Source organism: Nocardiopsis sp. iso_238 (assembly GCF_056173325.1).
In genome coordinates this window covers 601,643-620,287 of sequence record NZ_CM149668.1, presented here as the reverse complement: position 1 = coordinate 620,287, position 18,645 = coordinate 601,643, and the positions used below count along the sequence as shown (strand labels likewise).

General features: G+C 71.5%; 17 protein-coding genes. 9 read left to right on the top strand and 8 right to left on the bottom strand.

What is annotated here, in order from left to right; genetic code table 11:
* The first annotated feature begins 22 nt into the window (after nucleotides 1–22).
* A complete protein-coding gene (locus AC0VYL_RS02795; RefSeq protein WP_475483454.1) occupies nucleotides 23–1,669 on the top strand; it encodes a DNA repair helicase XPB in 1,647 nt (548 codons plus the stop codon).
* A 15-nt stretch (nucleotides 1,670–1,684) separates the two neighbouring features.
* Here the strand turns inward: AC0VYL_RS02795 and AC0VYL_RS02790 are convergent, their stop codons facing one another.
* Entirely contained in the window at nucleotides 1,685–1,921 is a 237-nt protein-coding gene (locus tag AC0VYL_RS02790; RefSeq protein WP_378737755.1) for a hypothetical protein, read from the bottom strand.
* Nucleotides 1,922–2,122: 201 nt separating this feature from the next.
* Here AC0VYL_RS02790 and AC0VYL_RS02785 point away from each other — a divergent pair, with 201 nt between their 5' ends.
* Nucleotides 2,123–3,094, top strand: coding sequence for a R2-like ligand-binding oxidase (locus AC0VYL_RS02785; RefSeq protein WP_475482228.1), 972 nt, complete (start codon nucleotides 2,123–2,125; stop codon nucleotides 3,092–3,094).
* A 10-nt stretch (nucleotides 3,095–3,104) separates the two neighbouring features.
* On the opposite strand, the gene AC0VYL_RS02780 is transcribed toward AC0VYL_RS02785, so the two are convergent.
* On the bottom strand, nucleotides 3,105–3,692 hold the full coding sequence (locus AC0VYL_RS02780; RefSeq protein WP_475482227.1) for an LURP-one-related/scramblase family protein: 588 nt from the start codon (nucleotides 3,690–3,692) through the stop codon (nucleotides 3,105–3,107).
* An 11-nt stretch (nucleotides 3,693–3,703) separates the two neighbouring features.
* Entirely contained in the window at nucleotides 3,704–4,804 is a 1,101-nt protein-coding gene (locus AC0VYL_RS02775) for a zeta toxin family protein (RefSeq protein ID WP_475482226.1), read from the bottom strand.
* Between the two features lie 123 nt (nucleotides 4,805–4,927).
* On the opposite strand from AC0VYL_RS02775, the gene AC0VYL_RS02770 reads away from it, so the two are divergent.
* Nucleotides 4,928–5,356 carry an NUDIX hydrolase gene (locus AC0VYL_RS02770; RefSeq protein ID WP_475458781.1) on the top strand — a complete coding sequence of 143 codons (429 nt, stop codon included), beginning with the start codon at nucleotides 4,928–4,930 and terminating at the stop codon, nucleotides 5,354–5,356.
* On the opposite strand, the gene AC0VYL_RS02765 is transcribed toward AC0VYL_RS02770, so the two are convergent.
* On the bottom strand, nucleotides 5,353–6,216 hold the full coding sequence (locus tag AC0VYL_RS02765; protein ID WP_475482225.1) for a lysostaphin resistance A-like protein: 864 nt from the start codon (nucleotides 6,214–6,216) through the stop codon (nucleotides 5,353–5,355). The genes AC0VYL_RS02770 and AC0VYL_RS02765 overlap by 4 nt on opposite strands.
* A 132-nt stretch (nucleotides 6,217–6,348) precedes the next feature.
* On the opposite strand from AC0VYL_RS02765, the gene AC0VYL_RS02760 reads away from it, so the two are divergent.
* Genes AC0VYL_RS02760 through AC0VYL_RS02750 form a run of 3 tightly spaced genes read left to right on the top strand, consistent with a single transcriptional unit; the run spans nucleotide 6,349 to nucleotide 10,730 of the window.
* On the top strand, nucleotides 6,349–8,067 hold the full coding sequence (locus tag AC0VYL_RS02760; protein ID WP_475482224.1) for an ABC transporter transmembrane domain-containing protein: 1,719 nt from the start codon (nucleotides 6,349–6,351) through the stop codon (nucleotides 8,065–8,067).
* Entirely contained in the window at nucleotides 8,064–9,914 is a 1,851-nt protein-coding gene (locus AC0VYL_RS02755; RefSeq protein WP_475482223.1) for an ABC transporter ATP-binding protein, read from the top strand. The genes AC0VYL_RS02760 and AC0VYL_RS02755 overlap by 4 nt, the downstream gene beginning before the upstream one ends.
* Before the next feature lie 60 nt (nucleotides 9,915–9,974).
* On the top strand, nucleotides 9,975–10,730 hold the full coding sequence (locus AC0VYL_RS02750; RefSeq protein ID WP_475482222.1) for an SAM-dependent methyltransferase: 756 nt from the start codon (nucleotides 9,975–9,977) through the stop codon (nucleotides 10,728–10,730).
* A gap of 150 nt (nucleotides 10,731–10,880) precedes the next feature.
* Here the strand turns inward: AC0VYL_RS02750 and AC0VYL_RS02745 are convergent, their stop codons facing one another.
* Nucleotides 10,881–11,168, bottom strand: coding sequence for a ribbon-helix-helix domain-containing protein (locus tag AC0VYL_RS02745; protein WP_475458770.1), 288 nt, complete (start codon nucleotides 11,166–11,168; stop codon nucleotides 10,881–10,883).
* 509 nt (nucleotides 11,169–11,677) lie between these two features.
* On the opposite strand from AC0VYL_RS02745, the gene AC0VYL_RS02740 reads away from it, so the two are divergent.
* From AC0VYL_RS02740 to zwf, 3 genes are all read left to right on the top strand, one after another.
* On the top strand, nucleotides 11,678–12,001 hold the full coding sequence (locus AC0VYL_RS02740) for a hypothetical protein (RefSeq protein WP_475482221.1): 324 nt from the start codon (nucleotides 11,678–11,680) through the stop codon (nucleotides 11,999–12,001).
* Between the two features lie 78 nt (nucleotides 12,002–12,079).
* Nucleotides 12,080–12,556, top strand: a complete 477-nt coding sequence (locus AC0VYL_RS02735; RefSeq protein WP_475458765.1) for an NUDIX domain-containing protein — start codon at nucleotides 12,080–12,082, stop codon at nucleotides 12,554–12,556.
* Between the two features lie 251 nt (nucleotides 12,557–12,807).
* Nucleotides 12,808–14,229: a glucose-6-phosphate dehydrogenase gene (gene zwf, locus AC0VYL_RS02730; RefSeq protein ID WP_475458763.1), complete on the top strand. Its 1,422-nt coding sequence runs from the start codon at nucleotides 12,808–12,810 to the stop codon at nucleotides 14,227–14,229.
* A gap of 142 nt (nucleotides 14,230–14,371) precedes the next feature.
* Here zwf and groL read toward each other — a convergent pair whose 3' ends face one another.
* From groL to AC0VYL_RS02715, 3 genes are all read right to left on the bottom strand, one after another.
* Nucleotides 14,372–16,003 carry a chaperonin GroEL gene (gene groL, locus AC0VYL_RS02725; RefSeq protein ID WP_378737781.1) on the bottom strand — a complete coding sequence of 544 codons (1,632 nt, stop codon included), beginning with the start codon at nucleotides 16,001–16,003 and terminating at the stop codon, nucleotides 14,372–14,374.
* An 865-nt stretch (nucleotides 16,004–16,868) separates the two neighbouring features.
* On the bottom strand, nucleotides 16,869–17,663 hold the full coding sequence (locus tag AC0VYL_RS02720; protein ID WP_475482220.1) for an ABC transporter permease: 795 nt from the start codon (nucleotides 17,661–17,663) through the stop codon (nucleotides 16,869–16,871).
* The gene (locus tag AC0VYL_RS02715) at nucleotides 17,660–18,625 is read right to left on the bottom strand and encodes an ATP-binding cassette domain-containing protein (RefSeq protein ID WP_475482219.1); all 966 of its coding nucleotides are present in this window, start codon (nucleotides 18,623–18,625) and stop codon (nucleotides 17,660–17,662) included. Before AC0VYL_RS02715 ends, AC0VYL_RS02720 begins: the two co-directional genes overlap by 4 nt.
* Between the last annotated feature and the right edge of the window lie 20 nt (nucleotides 18,626–18,645).

Sequence of the window (18,645 nt, the reverse complement as noted above, 5' to 3'; positions counted from 1 at the left end):
CGTTCCCGCCGGAAGGCCCCGTGTGTCCTGCCTGATCGTCCAGTCCGACAAGACGCTCCTGCTAGAGATCGACCACGAACTCGCCCCGGAGTGCCGCCGATCCATCGCGCCGTTCGCCGAACTCGAACGCGCCCCCGAACACGTGCACACCTACCGGATCACGCCGCTGGCCCTGTGGAACGCGCGCGCCGCCGGGCACGACGCCGAGCAGGTCGTCGACTCGCTCATCCGCTTCTCCAAGTTCCCGGTGCCGCACTCGCTGCTCGTGGACATCGCGGAGACCATGGACCGCTACGGGCGGCTCCGGCTGGTCGGCGACCCCCGGCACGGCCTGATCCTGGAGTCCTCGGACCGCGCCGTCCTGGAGGAGGTCGTGCGGGCCAAGAAGGTCAAGGGCATGCTGGGCGAGCGGATCAGTGAGGACTCGGTCTCCGTCCACCCCAGCGAGCGCGGCAACCTCAAGCAGACCCTGCTGAAGATCGGCTGGCCCGCCGAGGACCTGGCCGGGTACGTGGACGGCGAGGCGCACGACATCGACCTCGCGGACGGCGACTGGGAACTGCGCGGGTACCAGCGCGAGGCCGCCGAGAGCTTCCACGCGGGCGGCTCCGGCGTGGTCGTGCTGCCCTGCGGCGCGGGCAAGACCATCGTCGGCGCGGCCGCGATGGCCATGACCGGCGCGACGACGCTGATCCTGGTGACCAACACCGTGTCGGTGCACCAGTGGAAGACCGAGCTGCTGAAGCGGACGTCCCTGACCGAGGACGAGATCGGTGAGTACTCGGGGACCCGCAAGGAGATCCGACCGGTCACCATCGCCACCTACCAGGTGATGGCGGCGCGCCGGAAGGGCGTGTACACGCACCTGGAGCTGTTCGACGCCAAGGACTGGGGCCTGGTCGTCTACGACGAGGTCCACCTGCTGCCCGCGCCGATCTTCCGGATGACCGCCGACCTCCAGGCCCGGCGCCGCCTCGGCCTGACCGCCACCCTGGTCCGCGAGGACGGCCGGGAGGGCGACGTGTTCTCGCTGATCGGGCCGAAGCGCTACGACGCCCCGTGGAAGGACATGGAGAACCAGGGGTGGATCGCCCCGGCGGACTGTGTGGAGGTCCGGGTGGACCTGACCGAGTCCGAGCGGCTGGCGTACGCGACCGCCGAGCCGGAGGACCGGTACCGGTTCTGCGCCTCCTCGGAGACCAAGACCACCGTGGTGCGCCGGATCGTGGAGCGCCACCCGGAGGAGCAGGTCCTGGTGATCGGCTCCTACATCGACCAGCTCGACGAGCTCGGTGAGCGGCTGGGCGCCCCGGTGATCAAGGGCGAGACCCGCAACAAGGAGCGCGAGCGCCTGTTCGACGCCTTCCGCTCCGGCGAGCTGCGCACCCTGGTGGTGTCCAAGGTCGCCAACTTCTCGATCGACCTCCCCGAGGCGGGGGTGGCGGTCCAGGTGTCGGGGTCCTTCGGTTCCCGGCAGGAGGAGGCGCAGCGGCTGGGCCGTGTGCTGCGTCCGAAGGCGGACGGCCGGACCGCGCGGTTCTACGCGGTGGTCGCCCGGGACACCCTGGACCAGGACTACGCCGCGCACCGGCAGCGGTTCCTGGCCGAGCAGGGCTACGCCTACCGGATCGCGGACGCGGGCGACCTGCTCGCGGAGGAGGAGAGCTGACCCGGTGACCCCGGGTCAGAGCGAGGGCAGGACGCCGATCACGTACGTACCGGCGGCGATGCCCCAGGCGATCAGGGAGTAGGTGAGGGTCCGGGTGCGCAGCAGGCGGTCGCCCCGGACCGAGGGCGCGGTGAAGGCGGCCAACAGCAGGGCCAGGCCGAGCAGCGCGGGGATCACCGAGGCCAGCGCGAACAGCTGGGACTGGGCGGCGCACGCGGCGTAGCCGGAACTGCCGGGATCACCACAGAACACGTCGTCCCCCGATCGGATCGTTCATGCGGTCGTACTCCCCCGACCGTACCGTTTCGGCGGGGCCGGATCGCCGTGTGCAGCGACCGGATCGGATCCGAACCGGGTTCTGAATGCGAGTGACCCAGGACACCTTCAGGGCTTTACACGAACCCCGCCCGTGTCCAATCATGAGGGGCAGTACACCCGACGGAGGTACCCCCCATGACCGACGCACCGGCCACCGAGCGCCGCGACGGCTTCCACTCCCTCCGCGGCGGCGGACTCAACTGGGACTCGCTCCCCCTCAGGCTGTTCGCCAAGGGCAACGCGCGGTTCTGGAACCCGGCCGACATCGACCTCTCCCAGGACGCCGAGGACTGGCGGAAGCTCGACGACGAGGCGCGCTCCCGCGTCCTGCGGCTGTGCGCGCTCTTCGCCGCGGGCGAGGAGGCGGTCACCGAGGACCTCCAGCCGTTCCTACGCGCCATGGCCGCCGAGGGCCGCCTGGGCGACGAGATGTACCTGACCCAGTTCGCCTTCGAGGAGGCCAGGCACGTCCAGGCCTTCCGGCTCTGGCTGGACGCGATCGGCGTCCGGGACGACCTCCACGAGTACGTGGACACCAACCCCGGCTACCGCGTCCTGTTCTACGACGAACTCCCCCGTTCGCTGGACGCCCTCCTGGACGACCCCAGCCCCCGCAACCAGGTGCGCGCCTCGGTCACCTACAACCACGTCATCGAGGGCTCACTGGCGCTGACCGGCTACTACGCCTGGAACCACGTGTGCACCGTCCGCGACATCTTCCCGGGCATGCGCCGGATCATCAGGCGGATCGGTGACGACGAGCGCCGCCACATGGCCTGGGGCACCTTCACCTGCCGACGCCACGTCGCCGCCGACGACCGCAACTGGGACGTGGTGAGCGAGCGCCTCGACGAACTGCTCCCCCACGTCATGGGCACCGTCCGGGACGGCGACGTCCCCTCGAAGGACCCGGCCGTCCAGCGCTACGAGCTCCCCCCGGGCGAACTCCTGGAGTACGCGAGCGACCGCGCCCTGCGGCGGTTGGGCGCCATCGAGTCCGCGCGCGGGGTGCCGCTCTCCCGGATCGACCTGGACGCCTCGCCCGAGGAGCTGGAGGAGCGGTTCGGGGAGGAGGACCGCGCCGCCATGGCCCGCCTGGAGAACTGAGCTCCCGGGGTCACCTGCCCTCGCGCAGGACCAGGTCGATCGCGATCGCGGACGCCACCACCAGGGTGCGCAGGGGTTCCGGAAGGGAGGGGTAGCGGTGGTGCAGCGCGTAGCTGTCCGCCGCGGTGAGGATCTCCCCGAGGTCGGGCAGGCTGCGGTCGACCCGGGCCACCTCGTGCGCGTTGTGGTCGTTGATCCGGAAGTCCCGGCTGACGAGGTCGCCCTCGATCGTGCCGATCTGCCGCTTCCACGGGTCCATCAGGGTGAACTGGGCCCCGAAGAACTTCAGGTCCTGCTCGATGCTGCCCACCGGGCGACCGTCGGGCAGGCTCACGCTGGTGGTCGCGGTCATCCAGGACCAGTGCTTCCGGATGACGAGCCGGACCGCGCCGTTGAGGTCGGTGACGTGCACCAGCCTCTCGAAGCCGCCGGTGTTGCGGGAGAGCTGCCGCAGCACCTGCACGCCGCCGCCCGCACCCTGTTCACGCGCCCACGCGATCTGCCGTCCGAACTGGTCGAGGATCTCGTAGTCCGAGACGTCGGCCATGAGGCGTCTGGGCTGGCGGACCAGGAGGGGGCTCGCGGAGAAGATGTCCATGGGGAGCGATCCTAGAGCGCGTCCTCGGCACGCCAGAGTTCGCGTCTGCCCCTCTCGGCCTCCAGCGCGATCCGGCCGAAGGGCTCCGACCGCCACCCGCCCTCGCGCCGGTGGTTGGCGTACAGCACCTCACCCTCCCGGGAGAGCACGTACACCGAGTCCGCGAGGTGGTGGGTCTCCAGGAACTCGACGGTGTTGGGGACGCCCAGGTAGAAGCGGTCGTGGTGGATCTCCGGCAGCCAGCGGCCGAACCCCTGGTCGCGGGTGGCCCGCTCGTGCCGGTCGAAGACCGAGAACCGGCTGTTGGAGGCGTGCGTGGCCACGAAGGCGACCTCCACCCGGTACCCGGCCTCCCGGAAGCCGAGCACCCACCGGGCGGCCCAGTCCGCGCGCCCCAGCGGGTGGCTGCACACGACGTCGTGGCGGCCCCGCCGCACGTGCTCCATGGCCCGGTCGTGCACCCCGCCGACCTGCGCGGACACCGACGTGGAGGCGGCCCGGTCGTCGGCGGTCATCGCCCACTCGTAGTCGGGCGAGAGCCGCAGCAGGTCGTCGCCGTCGTAGCTGACCGTCCCCGGAGGCAGCACCGGCAGGAGGAGGCGCTGGAGGGTGGACTTCCCGGAACCGGGCTGGCCCCCGAGGAGCAGCAGCCGGGGGCGTTCGCGCGGGGTCCCGGTGAGCCGGTCGCGCAGCGCGAGGTCGAAGAGGGCGTCCTGCTCGGCGTCGGTGAGCTCGCGGCCCAGATCGTCCGGGGTGGCACCCGAGGGGCGCGGCGCGGGGTCGGCGCGGAGCTCACGGAGGGTGCGGGAGAGCACGGCGTTGGCGTGGGCGACCTCGTCGGGTGTCATGAAGGGCAGCCGCGCCTCCTCGGAGAGCAGGAGCCGCGCGCGTTCGACCAGCGACGGGTCCTTCTCCGTACGCGCGAGGCAGGCGCCGATCGCCGCGCTGTGGAGGTTGTAGGCGCGTTCGCGTTCCTCGCGGTGTTCCGTGGTCTGGGGCGGCACACCGCCGCTGGAGCTCTCCGCGAGGAGGGGGTGGACGTCCGCCCCGGGCCGTGCGGCCGAGGGGTCGGGGCCCGATCCGGGACCGGTTCCGGAGGGGGAGGGTGCCATGTTCGTCCGCTCTCGCCGTGGCCCGGCCGGTGCGGGCCGTGGGTGTACGGAAGACGAGATTAGTGGCTCAGGTCACCACAGGGCGGCGGTTCTCGCCCGCGCACCGCGACCTAAAGTGGCCACATGTCAGCGAACTCGCTCCCCTCACCGTCTCCCGCCGTCATCGAGGCCCTGGCCTGGGTCCACGTACGCGACGGCCGCCTGTTGTGCGTGCGCCCCGAGGACAGGGACCTCCTGTACGTCCCCGGCGGCAAGCGCGAGCCGGGCGAGAGCGACGAGGAGGCGGTGGCCCGCGAGACCCTGGAGGAGGTCAGCGTGGTCCTGCGCCCCGGCACCTTCGACCTGGTCGCGGAGATCGACCAGGAGGCGCACGCCCAGGCACCCGGGACCCGTGTGCGGTTGGTCTGCTACTCGGCGGAACACGACGGCGAGATCGTTCCGGACAACGAGATCCTGGAAGCGGTGTGGATCTCCCACGCCGAACGCGACCGGTGCGCCCCGGCCGTACGCGACCTGGTCGAGATCCTGCACCGGCGCGGCGAGCTCCCCTAACGCGAGGCCCGCCCCGGTGCGGACGGCGCCGGGTCGGGGGCCCTCCGCGACCAGGTGCCGGTGTCGCGCAGGAACAGCATGGCGACGGTGACCCCGAGCGCGAACGGCAGCAGGAAGACGGTTCCCATGACCGTCTCCAGGCCGTCGACCTCGAACAGGCCCCAGTTCAACAGCCCCTGGGCCGCGACCTGGAAGGCCAGGTGGAAGCCCACGCAGGCCCAGACGTTCCCGGTGACCACACGCAGGCAGCCGAGCACCACGCTCATGCCGAGGAACAGCGGCAACCTCTCGGCGAGGACCTCCCACCCTCCGGTGAGGACCCACAGACCCGTCCCCCACAGGGTGAACAGCGCCGCCTGCCCGAACACCGCCAACCAGGCGGACATCGCGGTGTTGAGGTTGCGGAACAGGTATCCCCGGAAGATCAGTTCCTCCGGGACCGCCTCGTAGAGCAGCACCAGGACGGTGAGGGCCGCCAGGGAGAGCACGACCTCCGTCAGGGGCACGGCCGGGGTGACCGACGCGCCGAGGGCGAGGGCCACCCCCAGGCCCACCGCCGCCGGAAGCAGCCAGGAGAGCGCGCCCACAAGGAACGGCCACCAGGCGTCCCGCGGACCGGTCAGCCCCAGGCCGGACCATGAGCGGCGGTCCAGGTACCGGCGGGCCGCCCAGACCAGCGCGGTCCCGAGGACGCCGATGACCACGGCGTTGATCCAGTGCGCGAGGTTGCCCTGACCCCCCGGTTCGTCCGACAGCAGGTCGTTGGCCAGGAGCAGCGCGGACCAGAGCAGGACGGCACCGGCGGTGACGGCCGCGATCCGCAGGGGGAGGCCGGGCCGGTCAGGAAAGCTGTCGTTCATGGGTCCAGGGTTCCGTCCCGGCCCGCACCAACACCATCCGGGAACACCCGGAGAATCCCCTGAACCGCCACTGCGCGGGACGCGAGAAAACCAGTGGCCTCCTCCGGTCTCCGCTGGTTAGGTTCGGTAACCGTGCGCGTACTTCCCCAGCCTCCGGGCGACCCGGACCACCGATCCGCCAACCGCTTCCTGCTCTGGCTCACCCGCATGGAGTGGCGTTCACTGCTGTACGCGTCGCTGATCGCCTCCGCGTACTACCTGAGCACGATCCTGGTGTCGTTCGTGCTCGGCGCGGCGCTCGACTCCGGGCTGGCCGAGGGCGGGTACGGCACCCTGCTGTACTGGTTCGCGCTCATCGGACTGTGCGCCGTGGCGGGCGCGGCCCTGACCCCCCTGTACGAACGGGCCAGCTGCTTCAACTGGTACGCGTCCGCCTACCGCACGGTGCAGCTGATCACCCGCCGCTCCTCACGCCTGGGACCGACGCTCACCCGGCGGCTGCCCACCGGCGAGGTGGTGGCGGTCGGCACCGACGACATCGACCAGATCGGTGAGCTCTACGAGCGCTCCAACCTGTTCGTCTCCTCGGTGGTCGCGGTCCTGGTGGTCGCCTTCCTCATGCTCACGTCGCACGTCACCTTCGGGCTGATCGTCCTGGTGGCGGTACCGCTGATCGTCGTCGGCATGGTCCCGCTGCTGCGCCCGCTCAACCACCGCACGCACGCCCACCGCGACCGCCAGGCCGAACTCACCACGCGGGCCACCGACCTCGTGGCCGGGCTGCGGGTCCTGCGCGGGGTGGGCGGTGAACGGTCGACCGGCGAACGGTACCGCGCCGAGTCGCAGCGGGTCCGGGCCGCCGGGGTCCGGGTCGGATGGATGGACGCCGCACTGGAGGCCGTCCGCACTCTGTATCCGGGACTGCTCCTCGTGGGGATCGTCTGGTACGGCGCCCGGCTGGCGCTGGTCGGTGAGCTCACGGTGGGGCAGCTGGTCTCCTTCTACGGCTACACGGGCGCACTGGCCAGCGCCGTCCGCTACTTCATGCTCTTCTCCTCCGACCTGGTGACCGCCAGGGTCGCCGCCACCCGCGTGGTGCGGGTCCTGGGCATGGAGCACGACCTCACCGAACCCGCGATCCCGGCGGAGGCCCCCGCCGGACCGCGGGACCTGCACGACCCGGGCAGCGGCGTGCTCCTCGCACACGGGAGGGTCACCGGCGTGGTCTGCGCCGACCAGACCGACGTGGGGCCGGTGATCGAACGGCTGGGCCGCTACCGGGACGGCGGCGGTGCCGAGCTGTCCGGTGTCCGCCTGGACGCCCTGCCGCTGCGGGAGGTCCGCCGTCGCGTGCTGGTCGCCGCCAACGACGCGCACCTGTTCTCCGGCCGGTTGCGCGACGAACTCGACCCGGACGACACCGGCTCCGACGAACACGTCACCGCGACGCTCCGCGCCGCGTCGGCCGAGGACGTGCTGGCCCAGTCGCCGCTGGGACTGGACGTCGAGCTCACCGAGCGCGGCCGCGAGTACTCCGGCGGCCAACAGCAGCGCCTGCGGCTGGCCCGTGCCCTGCTCAGGGACCCCGAGGTACTGATCCTCGTCGAACCCACCTCTGCGGTGGACGCCCACTCGGAGGCGGCCGTCGCTGAACGGCTCCGCGGGGTCCGCGCCGACCGCACCACCGGGGTGGTCACCACCAGCCCGCTCCTGCTGGACCGCACCGACCACGTCCAGTTCCTCGTGGAGGGCCGGGTGGCCGCCGAGGGCGCCCACCGGGACCTGCTCCGCACCCACGACGCCTACGCCGCCACCGTCCTGCGCACGACGCTGGAGGAGGAGAGGGTATGACCCAGACCGCCGACCCCCGTCCCTCAGGCGACCGACCCGGGTCGCCCTCCCCCGGCGGGCCGCCCACCGCCGCGGTGGACCCGGCCGCCCTGCCTGTGGCGCCCACTCCCGAGGTGTGGCGCCGGCTGCGGCGCGCGGGCCGCGACCACGGGCCGCTCCTGCTCCAGGTGGTCGTGCTGTACGCCCTGGCCACGGGGGCCGCGCTGGTCGCCCCGTGGGTGCTCGGAATGATCATCGACGCCGTCCGCGACGGGGCCGGCCCGGAGCGCGTGGACGTCCTGGCCCTGGTCATCGTGGCGTCCCTGCTGGTGAACGCGGGCCTTCTGCTGGCGGCCGTGGCCCAGTCCATTCGCTTCGGAGAGGGGCTGCTGGCCGAGCTGCGTGAGGAGTTCGTCCGGTCGGTGCTGCGGCTGCCCCTGGGCACCGTGGAACGGGCGGGCACCGGCGACCTGGTCTCACGCACCGGCCGCGACGTCAACTCCCTCAGCGTGATGGTCCGCGAGTCACTGCCCGTGTTCGCCACGGGCGGGGCGACGGTGCTGGTCATCCTGGTCGCCCAGGCCTTCCTGCACCCGGCGCTCATGCTCGCGTGGCTGCCGTCGGCGCTGATCATCTGGGTGAGCACGCGTTGGTACGCGCGGCGGGCACCGGACGGGTACCTGGCCGAGATGGGCACGTACTCCCGGCTCACCCAGGGCGTGTCCGACACCGTGGAGGGGGCGCACACCCTGGAGGCGCTGGACCGCCAGGAATGGCAGGACCTGCGCACCGACGCCGACGTGCGCCGCGCGTACCTCGCGGAGCGGTACACGCTCTGGTTGCGGACCGTGTGGTACCCGCCGCTGGAGTTCTCGTACATGGTCGCCTCGGCGACGACCTTCCTGGTCGCGGGGGCGCTGTACGTCCAGGGCGAGCTGTCCCTGGGGCAGATCGCCACCGCGGTGTTCCTGACCGTGCAGATGTCCAAGCCGTTGGAGCGCATGATCGACCAGATCGACAACGTGATGGTGGGCTTCACCGGGATGCGGCGTCTGTTGGGGGTCCAGACCCCCGAAGAGGCCACGCGCCCCGAGGCCGGGACCGGGAACGGTGAGCCCGGTGGCGGTGAGCCCGGTGGCGTGGCCGTCGACGGCGTGCGGTTCGGGTACACCCCCGGCACCGAGGTGCTGCACGGGGTCGACCTGGACCTGCGCCCCGGGGAGCGGCTGGCCATGGTCGGCCCGAGCGGTGCCGGGAAGTCCACCCTCGGAAAGCTCATGGCCGGGGTGTACCTGCCCGGTGCCGGTACCGTCCGCGTCGGCGGCACGGACCTGGCCGCGCTCTCCCCCGAGGAGCGCCGGGAGCGGGTGATCCTGCTCAGCCAGGAGAGCCACGTGTTCCGGGGGACTCTCGCGGAGAACCTGGCCCTGGCGCTGGAGGACGACGGCGCGGACCGGGACCGGCTGTGGCGGGCGCTGGAGGCGGTGGACGCCGACACCTGGGTGCGGTCGCTGCCGGAGGGCCTGGACACCCGGGTGGGCTCGGGGCAGGACGCCCTGGACCCGGCCCACGTGCAGCAGCTGGCCCTGGCGCGGGTCGTGCTGGCCGACCCGCAGGTCCTGGTGCTGGACGAGGCGACCTCGATGATCGATCCGCGTTCGGCCCGGCGCCTGGAGGGTTCGCTCGCCGGGGTCCTGGCGGGCCGTACCGTCGTGGCGATCGCCCACCGGCTGTACACCGCGCACGACGCGGACCGGGTGGCCGTGGTGGACGGCGGCGAGATCGTCGAGCTCGGCACCCACGACGAACTCCTCGCCCGGGGCGGTTCCTACGCGAGGCTGTGGAACGCCTGGCACGGGGAGGGCTGACCGTCCGGGGCACCGGAAAACCAGTGGACGGTCCGGCCCCTCCCGGGTGATCCTCCTCGGATGACCACCCCCGGGATTCCCCCCCTGTACCGCGACGTCGACTTCAACGGCCCGCTCAACGACGAGCGGGCCGTTCGGCTGATCCGCTCGCTCGGGCCCCTGGCCGGACGCCACATCGTGGACGTCGGCTGCGGCTGGGCGGAGCTCCTGCTCCGCGCGCTGGCCACCGAGCCCACCGCGACGGGGTTCGGCATCGACCTCAGCGAGGACTACGTCCGGCTCGGCCGGGCCAACGCCGAGGAGCGCGGGCTGGCCGACCGGGTCGAGCTCGTGGCCGGGGACGTCGGCACGTGGCGGGGCGAGCCCGCGGACCTGGTGCTCAACATCGGTGCCAGCCACGCCTGGGGCGGCGATCCGGTGGTGCACACCGCCAACGCCCTGGCGGCGCTGGCGGACCTGACCCGGCCGGGCAGTCGGGCGGCGTTCGCGGAGTGCTACTGGAGGCGGCCACCGACCGACACCGAGATGGCCGCCATGCCGTTCATCCCGCGCGAGCAGTACCGCTCCCTGCCCGAGCTGGTGGACTTCGCACTCGCGCACGGCTTCCGGCTGATCGCGCTGACCGAGACCACCGTGGACGAGTGGGACGAGTTCGAGAACCTGCACTGCCTGGGCTGGGAGGACTGGCTCCTGGAGAACCCGGACTCACCCGACTTCGAGGAGGTCCGCGACCGCGCGGACCGGCACCGTCACGCGCGCGTGCACGGCCAGCGGGAGACCCTGGGCTTCGCCTACCTCACCCTGCTACGGGTCTGAGGCGGGGCGGCGACGCGCGGGCGTCGGAACGTCCTTCCTCCCTCGACGGTCGTGCGCCCGACCGGGCCGCGGTGGTGTGGACACTCGGTGCTCGCGGTCGGGGCACTGGCACGGCACCCGGGGGTCTCCGGGCATGACGAAGGGGAGGGTTCAGAAGAAGCGCAGGCGCTCCCGCTCCTGGCTCTCGGCGTTCTCGACGTAGACGCGGTCGCCCTCGGCCATGACGGACTCGAGATAGGCGTACACCTGAAGGGCGCGGTTGATGACGTCGGTCTGGGTGTCACCCGTGGCCGCGACGGCCTCCTCCATCGCCTTCGTGGAGCGCGCGGTGAGGTTGACGGTGACTCGCGCGGGGGACCCGGCGACCCTTCTCCCCGCGGGTCGGCCCCGTCCCTGGGAGGCGTCGGTCAGTTCGGTTCCTGTGCCCTTGGGTGACATGGCGCGACCTCGTTCTCTGGCTTGACTGCGGTGGTCTCGATCCGCGAGGAGCCGCGGGAAACACGAGCTCGGGGAGTGCCGGAGACACCGCGCGCGGGACGGCGCGGTCGGCACGGGGAAACGACGGGGCTCGCACGGAGGATCGAACGCCTCGACGCGGTGATCCCTCCGGCAGCGGCACGGGCCGGGGCACATCCATGAGCTGTTCCCGGCCATCGGCATATCCCCCCAGCACTTCCGCGTCTTTGGTAAGGCTATCAATATCCTGACAGCTGTAGTTAGTCAGAGTCAAATGCATCAATCGTCCGCACGTTTGATGCATGGTATCCGCCATGGTGATAGGCTACGGAGCGTGGACACTCGGCGCTCCGGCGTCACAGGTGCCGACCTGGCCCCCATCGCACCAGGGAGCGGCACCACCCCCCTGTACGCCAACGGCTGGAGGTTCGTTCATGGGAGACCCCCCGGGGCAGCCCCCGCAGCAGCGGGAGACTCGGGAAGAACCACAGGTGACGGAGCTCCGTCTGGACGACGAGACCCCGCGCTCGCGGGCGGACGTCGACATCGACAGAACCCCCTTCACCTACGGGATGGAGGCGAGCCTCAACTCGGAGGGGCTCTCGGCCCGCTTCAAGGGGCGGGCCCGCGCGGGTTCCCCGGCGGAGCGGGCGTCGGCCTCCCTGCTCGCCCTGAGCGGAACCGTCCTTCCCCCTCTCGCGCTCGGCGGCCTGGCCCACGTCGTCGGAGCCCCCGCGACCGTCACGCTGATCGTGGCCGGGGTCGCGTGGATGCTCGCCACCCTGGTGGCCCTGCGCATCACCGGCACCCGGTAGACCGTCGGTGACCGGCTCCGGTCCCCACCGGAGACGGTCACCGACGGCCCTGCCCCCGCCGCTCGGTACGGTCGCCTCATGGACTTCACGGAACACCCGGTCTTCGGTGACCTGGCCGCACGGGCCCGCGCGCACGGGATCGGGCGGTACGCGGCGGGGGCGATCGTGCACCGGGGCCGCGGGCGGGAGATCCTGCTGCTGCGCCGCCGCGACGACGACACCTCCCACCCCGGAGCGGAGAGCCTTCCCTCGGGCGGGGTGGACCCCGGCGAGGCGATCCTGGACGGGCTCGCCCGGGAACTGCGGGAGGAGATCGGGCGCGCACCCGGGCCACTCCCCCTGGAACCCTTCGTGACCTGGTTCGACTACGTGTCCCGGCACGGGGTCCGCAAGCGCCAGTTCACCTTCGCCCTCCCCCACGACGGGGCGGACGTTGTGCTCTCCGACGAGCACACGGACCTCCGCTGGGTTCCGGCCGAGGAGTACGCGGACAGCGACCTCACCCCGCAGGTCAAGGCGGCGGTGCGCGCGTGGCTCGACTCCCGGGGCACGTGACCCTCCCCCGCCCGTGATCCCCGGCGCCCTCGGCCGACGTCCCGGAGCTCCCGGCCGACGTCCCTGCGCGGCACCCTCCCGGCCACCGACCGACGATCGCTCCCACCCCTGACGGCCGCGTACCGGCGCACGCACCCGGCTCCGCTCCGGTCACCCATTCTTGGCCCGCCCTTGGGCACGTCACCTCCCCGAACCGGGTACCTCCGCCAACGTGCGCGGCCCGCGCACCGTCCGGCCGACGAGGGGACAGCATGACCACGGGACCCAACGCCGACACCCTGGTGATCTTCGGGGTGACCGGTGACCTCGCCAGGAAGTACCTCCTCCCCTCCCTCTACCACCTGGTGGAACGGGGAGAGCTACGCGCCCGGATCGTGGGGGTGGCCCTCTCCGACTGGGACACCGAGGCACTGCGGCGCCGGACCCGCGAGGCCGTCACCGATCACCTGGCCGAGACCGACGGGTCCGCCCCCGTGGACGAGTCCGCCCTGCGGTCCCTGACCGACCGGATGACCATGGTCACCGGCGACCTCAACGACCCCCGCACCTACGCGGACCTGGCCGGGGCCCTGCCCGACGGCACCCACACCGCCCACTACCTGGCGGTCCCTCCGGCGCTGTTCACCATGGTGGCCCGCGCCCTGGCGGACGCCGGGCTCAACCGGGACGCCCGCCTGGTGGTGGAGAAGCCCTTCGGCCACGACCTCGCCTCGGCCCGCGAACTCCACCGGGCGCTCCTGGACTGCTTCCCCTCGGAGAGCCTTTACCTGGTCGACCACTTCCTCGGCGAGGAACCCGTCCGGGGGCTGCCGGTGACCCGGTTCGGCAACACCCTGCTGGAGCCCGTGTGGAACCGGGCGTTCGTGGACAACGTGCAGATCACCATGGCCGAGGACTTCGGGGTGGACGACCGGGGCTCCTTCTACGACGCGGCGGGCGCGGTCCGGGACGTGTTCCAGAACCACCTGCTCCAGCTGTTCGCCCTGCTCACCATGGACGCGCCGGTCTCCACCGACCCCTCAGTGGTCAAGGACGAGAAGCTGCGCCTGCTGCGCGCCGTGCGCACCCTCGAACCGGCCGACGCCGTCCGGGGCCGCTACCAGGGCTACCTCGGCACGGAGGGGGTGCGGCCCGGCTCCACCACGGAGACCTTCTTCGCGCTGCGCATGTGGGTGGACAACCACCGCTGGGCGGGCGTGCCGTTCTACGTGCGGTCGGGCAAGCACCTGCCCCTCACGTCGTGGGAGGTGGTGGCCGAGCTCAGACGCCCCGCCGCCGACCTCTACCCGGGACCGGCCAACCTGGTCCGGTTCCAGCTGGAGCCGTGGTCGGGGGTGACCTTCGAAATGCTGCTCAACGAGCCCGGCGCGGAGAGCGACTCGGCGGCGCGCCTCGTGCTCGGGGCCGACGTGGGACGCCAACTCGGGCCTGGGCACGAGGCCTACGACCACGTGCTCCACGGCGCCGTGGTGGGCAGTCCCGAGCAGTTCGTGCGCTTCGACGTGGTCGAGGAGTCGTGGCGGATCGTCGACCCGCTGATGGACCTGTCGACGGAGCCCGAGCCCTACCCCCGGGGCTCCTACGGGCCGGAGTCGGCGCAGGTCCTGCCGGGGCCCCAGAGCTGGCACCCGCTGGCCGACGCGATCCGCCCGCGCGAGGGCTCCCGGGGCTGAACACCGGCGGGACCGAGCATCGGGAGGGGCCCGGAACGTGCGAAACCGGGCGGCCCCCAGGGGGACCGCCCGGTCGTCGCGGGCGAGGTCGCGTATCCGGACCTCAGGCGCCTACGGGCTCACGCCCGGTGTCACGGACCTGCTAGAAGTCCATGCCGCCCATGCCACCGGTCGGGTCGCCGGCGGGAGCCGCGGCCTTCTCCGGCTTGTCGGCGATGACGGCCTCAGTGGTCAGGAACAGACCAGCGATGGACGACGCGTTCTGCAGAGCGGAACGGGTGACCTTGGTCGGGTCGATGACGCCGTCCTTGAACAGGTCGGTGTACTCGCCGGTGGCGGCGTTGAGGCCGAACCCGGGCTCCAGGTTCTTGACCTTGTCCGCCACGACGCCGCCTTCGAGGCCGGCGTTGACCGCGATCATCTTGAGCGGCTCGGCGATGGCGCGACGCACGATGTCGGCGCCGATGGCCTCGTCACCGTCGAGGTCCAGCTTCTCGAACGCGGGGACGCTGGCCTGCAGCAGCGCGACGCCACCACCGGGCAGGATGCCCTCCTCGACCGCGGCCTTGGCGTTGCGGACGGCGTCCTCGATGCGGTGCTTGCGCTCCTTGAGCTCCACCTCGGTGGCGGCACCGGCCTTGATGACGGCCACGCCGCCGGCCAGACGCGCGAGGCGCTCCTGGAGCTTCTCGCGGTCGTAGTCGGAGTCGGTGCGCTCGATCTCGTTGCGGATCTCGTTCACGCGACCGGCGATGGCGGTGGCGTCACCGGCACCGTCGACGATGGTGGTCTCGTCCTTGGTGACGACGACCTTGCGGGCGCGGCCGAGCAGGTCGAGCTCGGTGCTCTCCAGCTTGAGGCCGACCTCCTCGGTGATGACCTGGCCGCCGGTCAGCACGGCGATGTCACCGAGCTGGGCCTTGCGGCGGTCACCGAAGCCCGGAGCCTTGACGGCGACGGACTTGAAGGTGCCGCGGATCTTGTTGACCACGAGGGTCTGGAGGGCGCCGTCAGCGACGTCCTCGGCGATGACCATCAGCGGGCGGCCGGACTGGAGGACCTTCTCGACAACGGGCAGGAACTCGTTGTTGTTGGAGATCTTCGAGTTGACGATGAGGATGTACGGGTCCTCGAGGACCGTCTCCATGCGCTCAAGGTCGGTGGCGAAGTAGGGCGAGATGTAGCCCTTGTCGAAGCGCATGCCCTCCGCGAGCTCGAGCTCGAGACCGAAGGTCTGGCCCTCCTCGACGGTGATGACGCCTTCCTTGCCGACCTTGTCCATCGCCTCGGCGATGGTCTCACCGATCTGGGTGTCACCGGCGGAGATGGAGGCGGTGGAGGCGATCTGCTCCTTGGTCTCGACGTCCTTCGAGAGGTTGCCGAGCTCCTCGTTGATGCGGGCCACGGCGGCCTCGATGCCGCGCTTGAGGCCGATCGGGTTGGCGCCGGCGGCGACGTTGCGCAGCCCCTCGCGGACGAGGGCCTGGGCCAGGACGGTGGCGGTGGTCGTACCGTCACCGGCGACGTCGTCCGTCTTCTTGGCGACCTCCTTGACCAGCTCGGCCCCGATCTTCTCCCACGGGTCCTCGAGCTCGATCTCCTTGGCGATGGAGACACCGTCGTTGGTGATCGTGGGGGCGCCCCACTTCTTCTCCAGGACGACGTTGCGACCCTTCGGGCCGAGCGTGACCTTCACGGCGTCAGCGAGCTGGTTCATACCGCGCTCGAGGCCGCGACGGGCCTCCTCGTCGAACGCGATCAGTTTGGCTGCCATTGAGTTCTTGTCCTCCCGTGACCGGGCTGATACGCGATGGGACGAGGCGTGCGCCCGCGACGGACGACCGCTTCCGCACCGGCAACCCTGCTGCCGGAGGTCCACGGTCTCGCAGCCTCGATCCGGTTAGCACTCGGCAAAGGTGAGTGCTAACCACTCCCTTTTTTAGCACTCGGCCATGGAGAGTGCAAACGATGTGGTCACGATTTCTCCACCTGGAGAAACAGCTGTGACCAGGACGAACTTCCCTCCCCACAGCGGTTTGAGCGCTCCGCGAACAGAAGGCGAACCCCCGGTTGACCTGGTGGCCAGGTACGTACCGGCCCGGTGACCAGGGGTCCGCCGGCTCAGCCGTTGAGGCGGCGCATCGAACGGACGCCCACCGCCAGGGCCACCACGGTCATCCCCGCGTGCGCGGGGAGCAGAAAACCCCGCCCCCTCTGAGGGGGCGGGGCTTGGGACCATCCCCGCGTGCGCGGGGAGCAGACTTCTTGACCAGGCAACTTACCAGTGACAAGGGCTCGTTTTTCCAACTTCTCGAAAGTTGGACACCGAGGACATAACCCCTACATGCCACATGACTCATCGCCTCCCGAACTCAACCACGAACCATGGAACCTGACGTCGGCCCACTCCACCCGCCGCCGCCCTCGTGCCGGGGGAATCTTCCTCGCAGGTTACGAGGGGCCACGGACAGGCGGACGCCCCCCTCGACCATGGAAAGTGCAATCGATGCGGTCACGATTTCGTCAGCCGGAGAAACCGCCCTGATCAGGCTGGACTTCCCACCCCACAACGGTTTGAGCGCTCGGCGAACAGGGGAGGCGCCCTCAGTAGACCTGGCGTCCAGGAGTTCGCACCTCGCTCAGCCGTTGAGGCGGCGCATCGAACGGGCGCCCACCACCAGGGCCACCACGGTCATCGCGACCGCCACGGCCCAGCCGACCAGGACCGTGCCGTCCCACGCGCCGCCCCCGAAGAGCACGCGCGCGGCGTCCACCACGTGTGCCACCGGGTTGAACCGCGACAGCGTGTACAGCCACCCCGGGGCCAGCTCCATCGGCAGCAGCACGCCGGAGAGCAGCATCAGCGGCATCATCACCGTCTGGATGATCGGCGCGAACACGTAGGTCTGCTTGGCGAGCATCGCGGCCAGGTAGGAGAGCGTGGCCAGCCCGATCCCGAGCACCCCCAGCAGAGCGAAGCCCGCCAGCGCCCCCGGCAGGGTGGTCCGGAAGCCGAACGGCAGCACCAGCAGCAGGATCAGCAGCATCTGCGCCAGCACGATCACGAGGTCGCGCAGGACCCGGCCGAGCAGCAGGGCCACCCGGCTGGCCGGGGTGGCGAGCATCCGCTCGTACGCCCCCGAGGCCATCTCGGGCAGGAGTCCGAACCCGGCGAACCCGGCGGTGAACAGGGACAGCATCACGAAGAGGCCGGGCACGAACCACTGCCACGGGTTCTCCCCCTCCGCGCCCGCCAGCCCGGTCAGCAGCGGCGCGAACAGCACCAGGTACAGCAGCGGCTGGAGCATCCCGAAGGCGATCATGAACGGCCGGTGCCAGACGGGGTGCATCTGCCGGGCGAACACGGTTCCGGTGTCGCGGAGCACGCCCGCGACCCCTCCCGGGCGAGCCGGGGCGTCGGTCGTGGTGGTCACTGGTCCTCCTCGCGCAGGCTGCGGCCGGTCAGGGTCAGGAACACGTCGTCCAGGGTGGGTCGCTGCACCTGGACGGTGCGCAGGTCGAGGTCGGCGGCGTCGAGGGCGCGCAGCAGCTCCGGCAGGACGGAGTCGCCCCGGGCCACGCGGAAGCGCACCTCGTGGTCGGCTCCCCCGTGGACCCGGGCACCGCCGTCCGGGGCGATCCGCTCGGCCACCTCGACGGCGCCCCGGGCCTGCTTCTCGTCCGCGAGGACGAGGCTGACCAGGTCTCCGGAGACGCGGCCCTTGAGCTCGTCGGGAGCACCGTCCGCGATCACCCGACCATGGTCGATGACCAGCACCCGCTCGGCGGCGGAGTCGGCCTCGTCCAGGTAGTGGGTGGTGAGCACCACCGTCGTCCCGAACTCCTCCCGCAGCCGCGCGACGTGCTCCCACAGGTTGGCCCGGCTGTGCGGGTCCAGGCCCGTCGAGGGTTCGTCGAGGAAGAGCAGCCCGGGCCGGTGCACCAGGCCCATGGCGATGTCGAGCCTGCGCCGCTGCCCGCCGGAGAGCGTGGTGACGTCGCGCCCGGCGGCGGCGGTGAGGTCGAGCATCTCCAACAGGTCGTCGGCCCGGCGGCGCGCGGTGCGCCGGTCGAGCCCGTAGAGGAGCCCCTGGGAGTACGGCTCGTCGCGGACGCGCTGGTCGTCGGCGGCCCCGTGGCCCTGACCGACGAACCCGATCCGGCGGCGTACCTCAGCGGGTTCGGTGCGCACGTCGCGTCCGGCGACGGTGGCCGTCCCGGAGGTGGGTTCGAGCAGGGTGGTGAGCATGCGCAGGGTGGTGGACTTTCCCGCTCCGTTGGGCCCGAGAAGCGCGACGGTCTCGCCCTCGGCCACGTCGATGTCGACGCCCCGGACGGCCTCGACCGTCTCTTTGCCCACCCGGAAGTGCCGGGTGAGTTCGCGTGTGTGGATCATGGACCTCTCCGTATTAAAAC

Coding starts and splice junctions, on each gene's coding strand:
- AC0VYL_RS02745 (WP_475458770.1), bottom strand. CDS start 11,168: ATGTCACCCAAGGGCACAGGAACCGAACTGACCGACGCCTCCCAGGGA.
- AC0VYL_RS02785 (WP_475482228.1), top strand. CDS start 2,123: ATGACCGACGCACCGGCCACCGAGCGCCGCGACGGCTTCCACTCCCTC.
- zwf (WP_475458763.1), top strand. CDS start 12,808: ATGACCACGGGACCCAACGCCGACACCCTGGTGATCTTCGGGGTGACC.
- AC0VYL_RS02765 (WP_475482225.1), bottom strand. CDS start 6,216: ATGAACGACAGCTTTCCTGACCGGCCCGGCCTCCCCCTGCGGATCGCG.
- AC0VYL_RS02750 (WP_475482222.1), top strand. CDS start 9,975: ATGACCACCCCCGGGATTCCCCCCCTGTACCGCGACGTCGACTTCAAC.
- AC0VYL_RS02780 (WP_475482227.1), bottom strand. CDS start 3,692: ATGGACATCTTCTCCGCGAGCCCCCTCCTGGTCCGCCAGCCCAGACGC.
- AC0VYL_RS02775 (WP_475482226.1), bottom strand. CDS start 4,804: ATGGCACCCTCCCCCTCCGGAACCGGTCCCGGATCGGGCCCCGACCCC.
- AC0VYL_RS02755 (WP_475482223.1), top strand. CDS start 8,064: ATGACCCAGACCGCCGACCCCCGTCCCTCAGGCGACCGACCCGGGTCG.
- AC0VYL_RS02735 (WP_475458765.1), top strand. CDS start 12,080: ATGGACTTCACGGAACACCCGGTCTTCGGTGACCTGGCCGCACGGGCC.
- AC0VYL_RS02715 (WP_475482219.1), bottom strand. CDS start 18,625: ATGATCCACACACGCGAACTCACCCGGCACTTCCGGGTGGGCAAAGAG.
- AC0VYL_RS02770 (WP_475458781.1), top strand. CDS start 4,928: ATGTCAGCGAACTCGCTCCCCTCACCGTCTCCCGCCGTCATCGAGGCC.
- groL (WP_378737781.1), bottom strand. CDS start 16,003: ATGGCAGCCAAACTGATCGCGTTCGACGAGGAGGCCCGTCGCGGCCTC.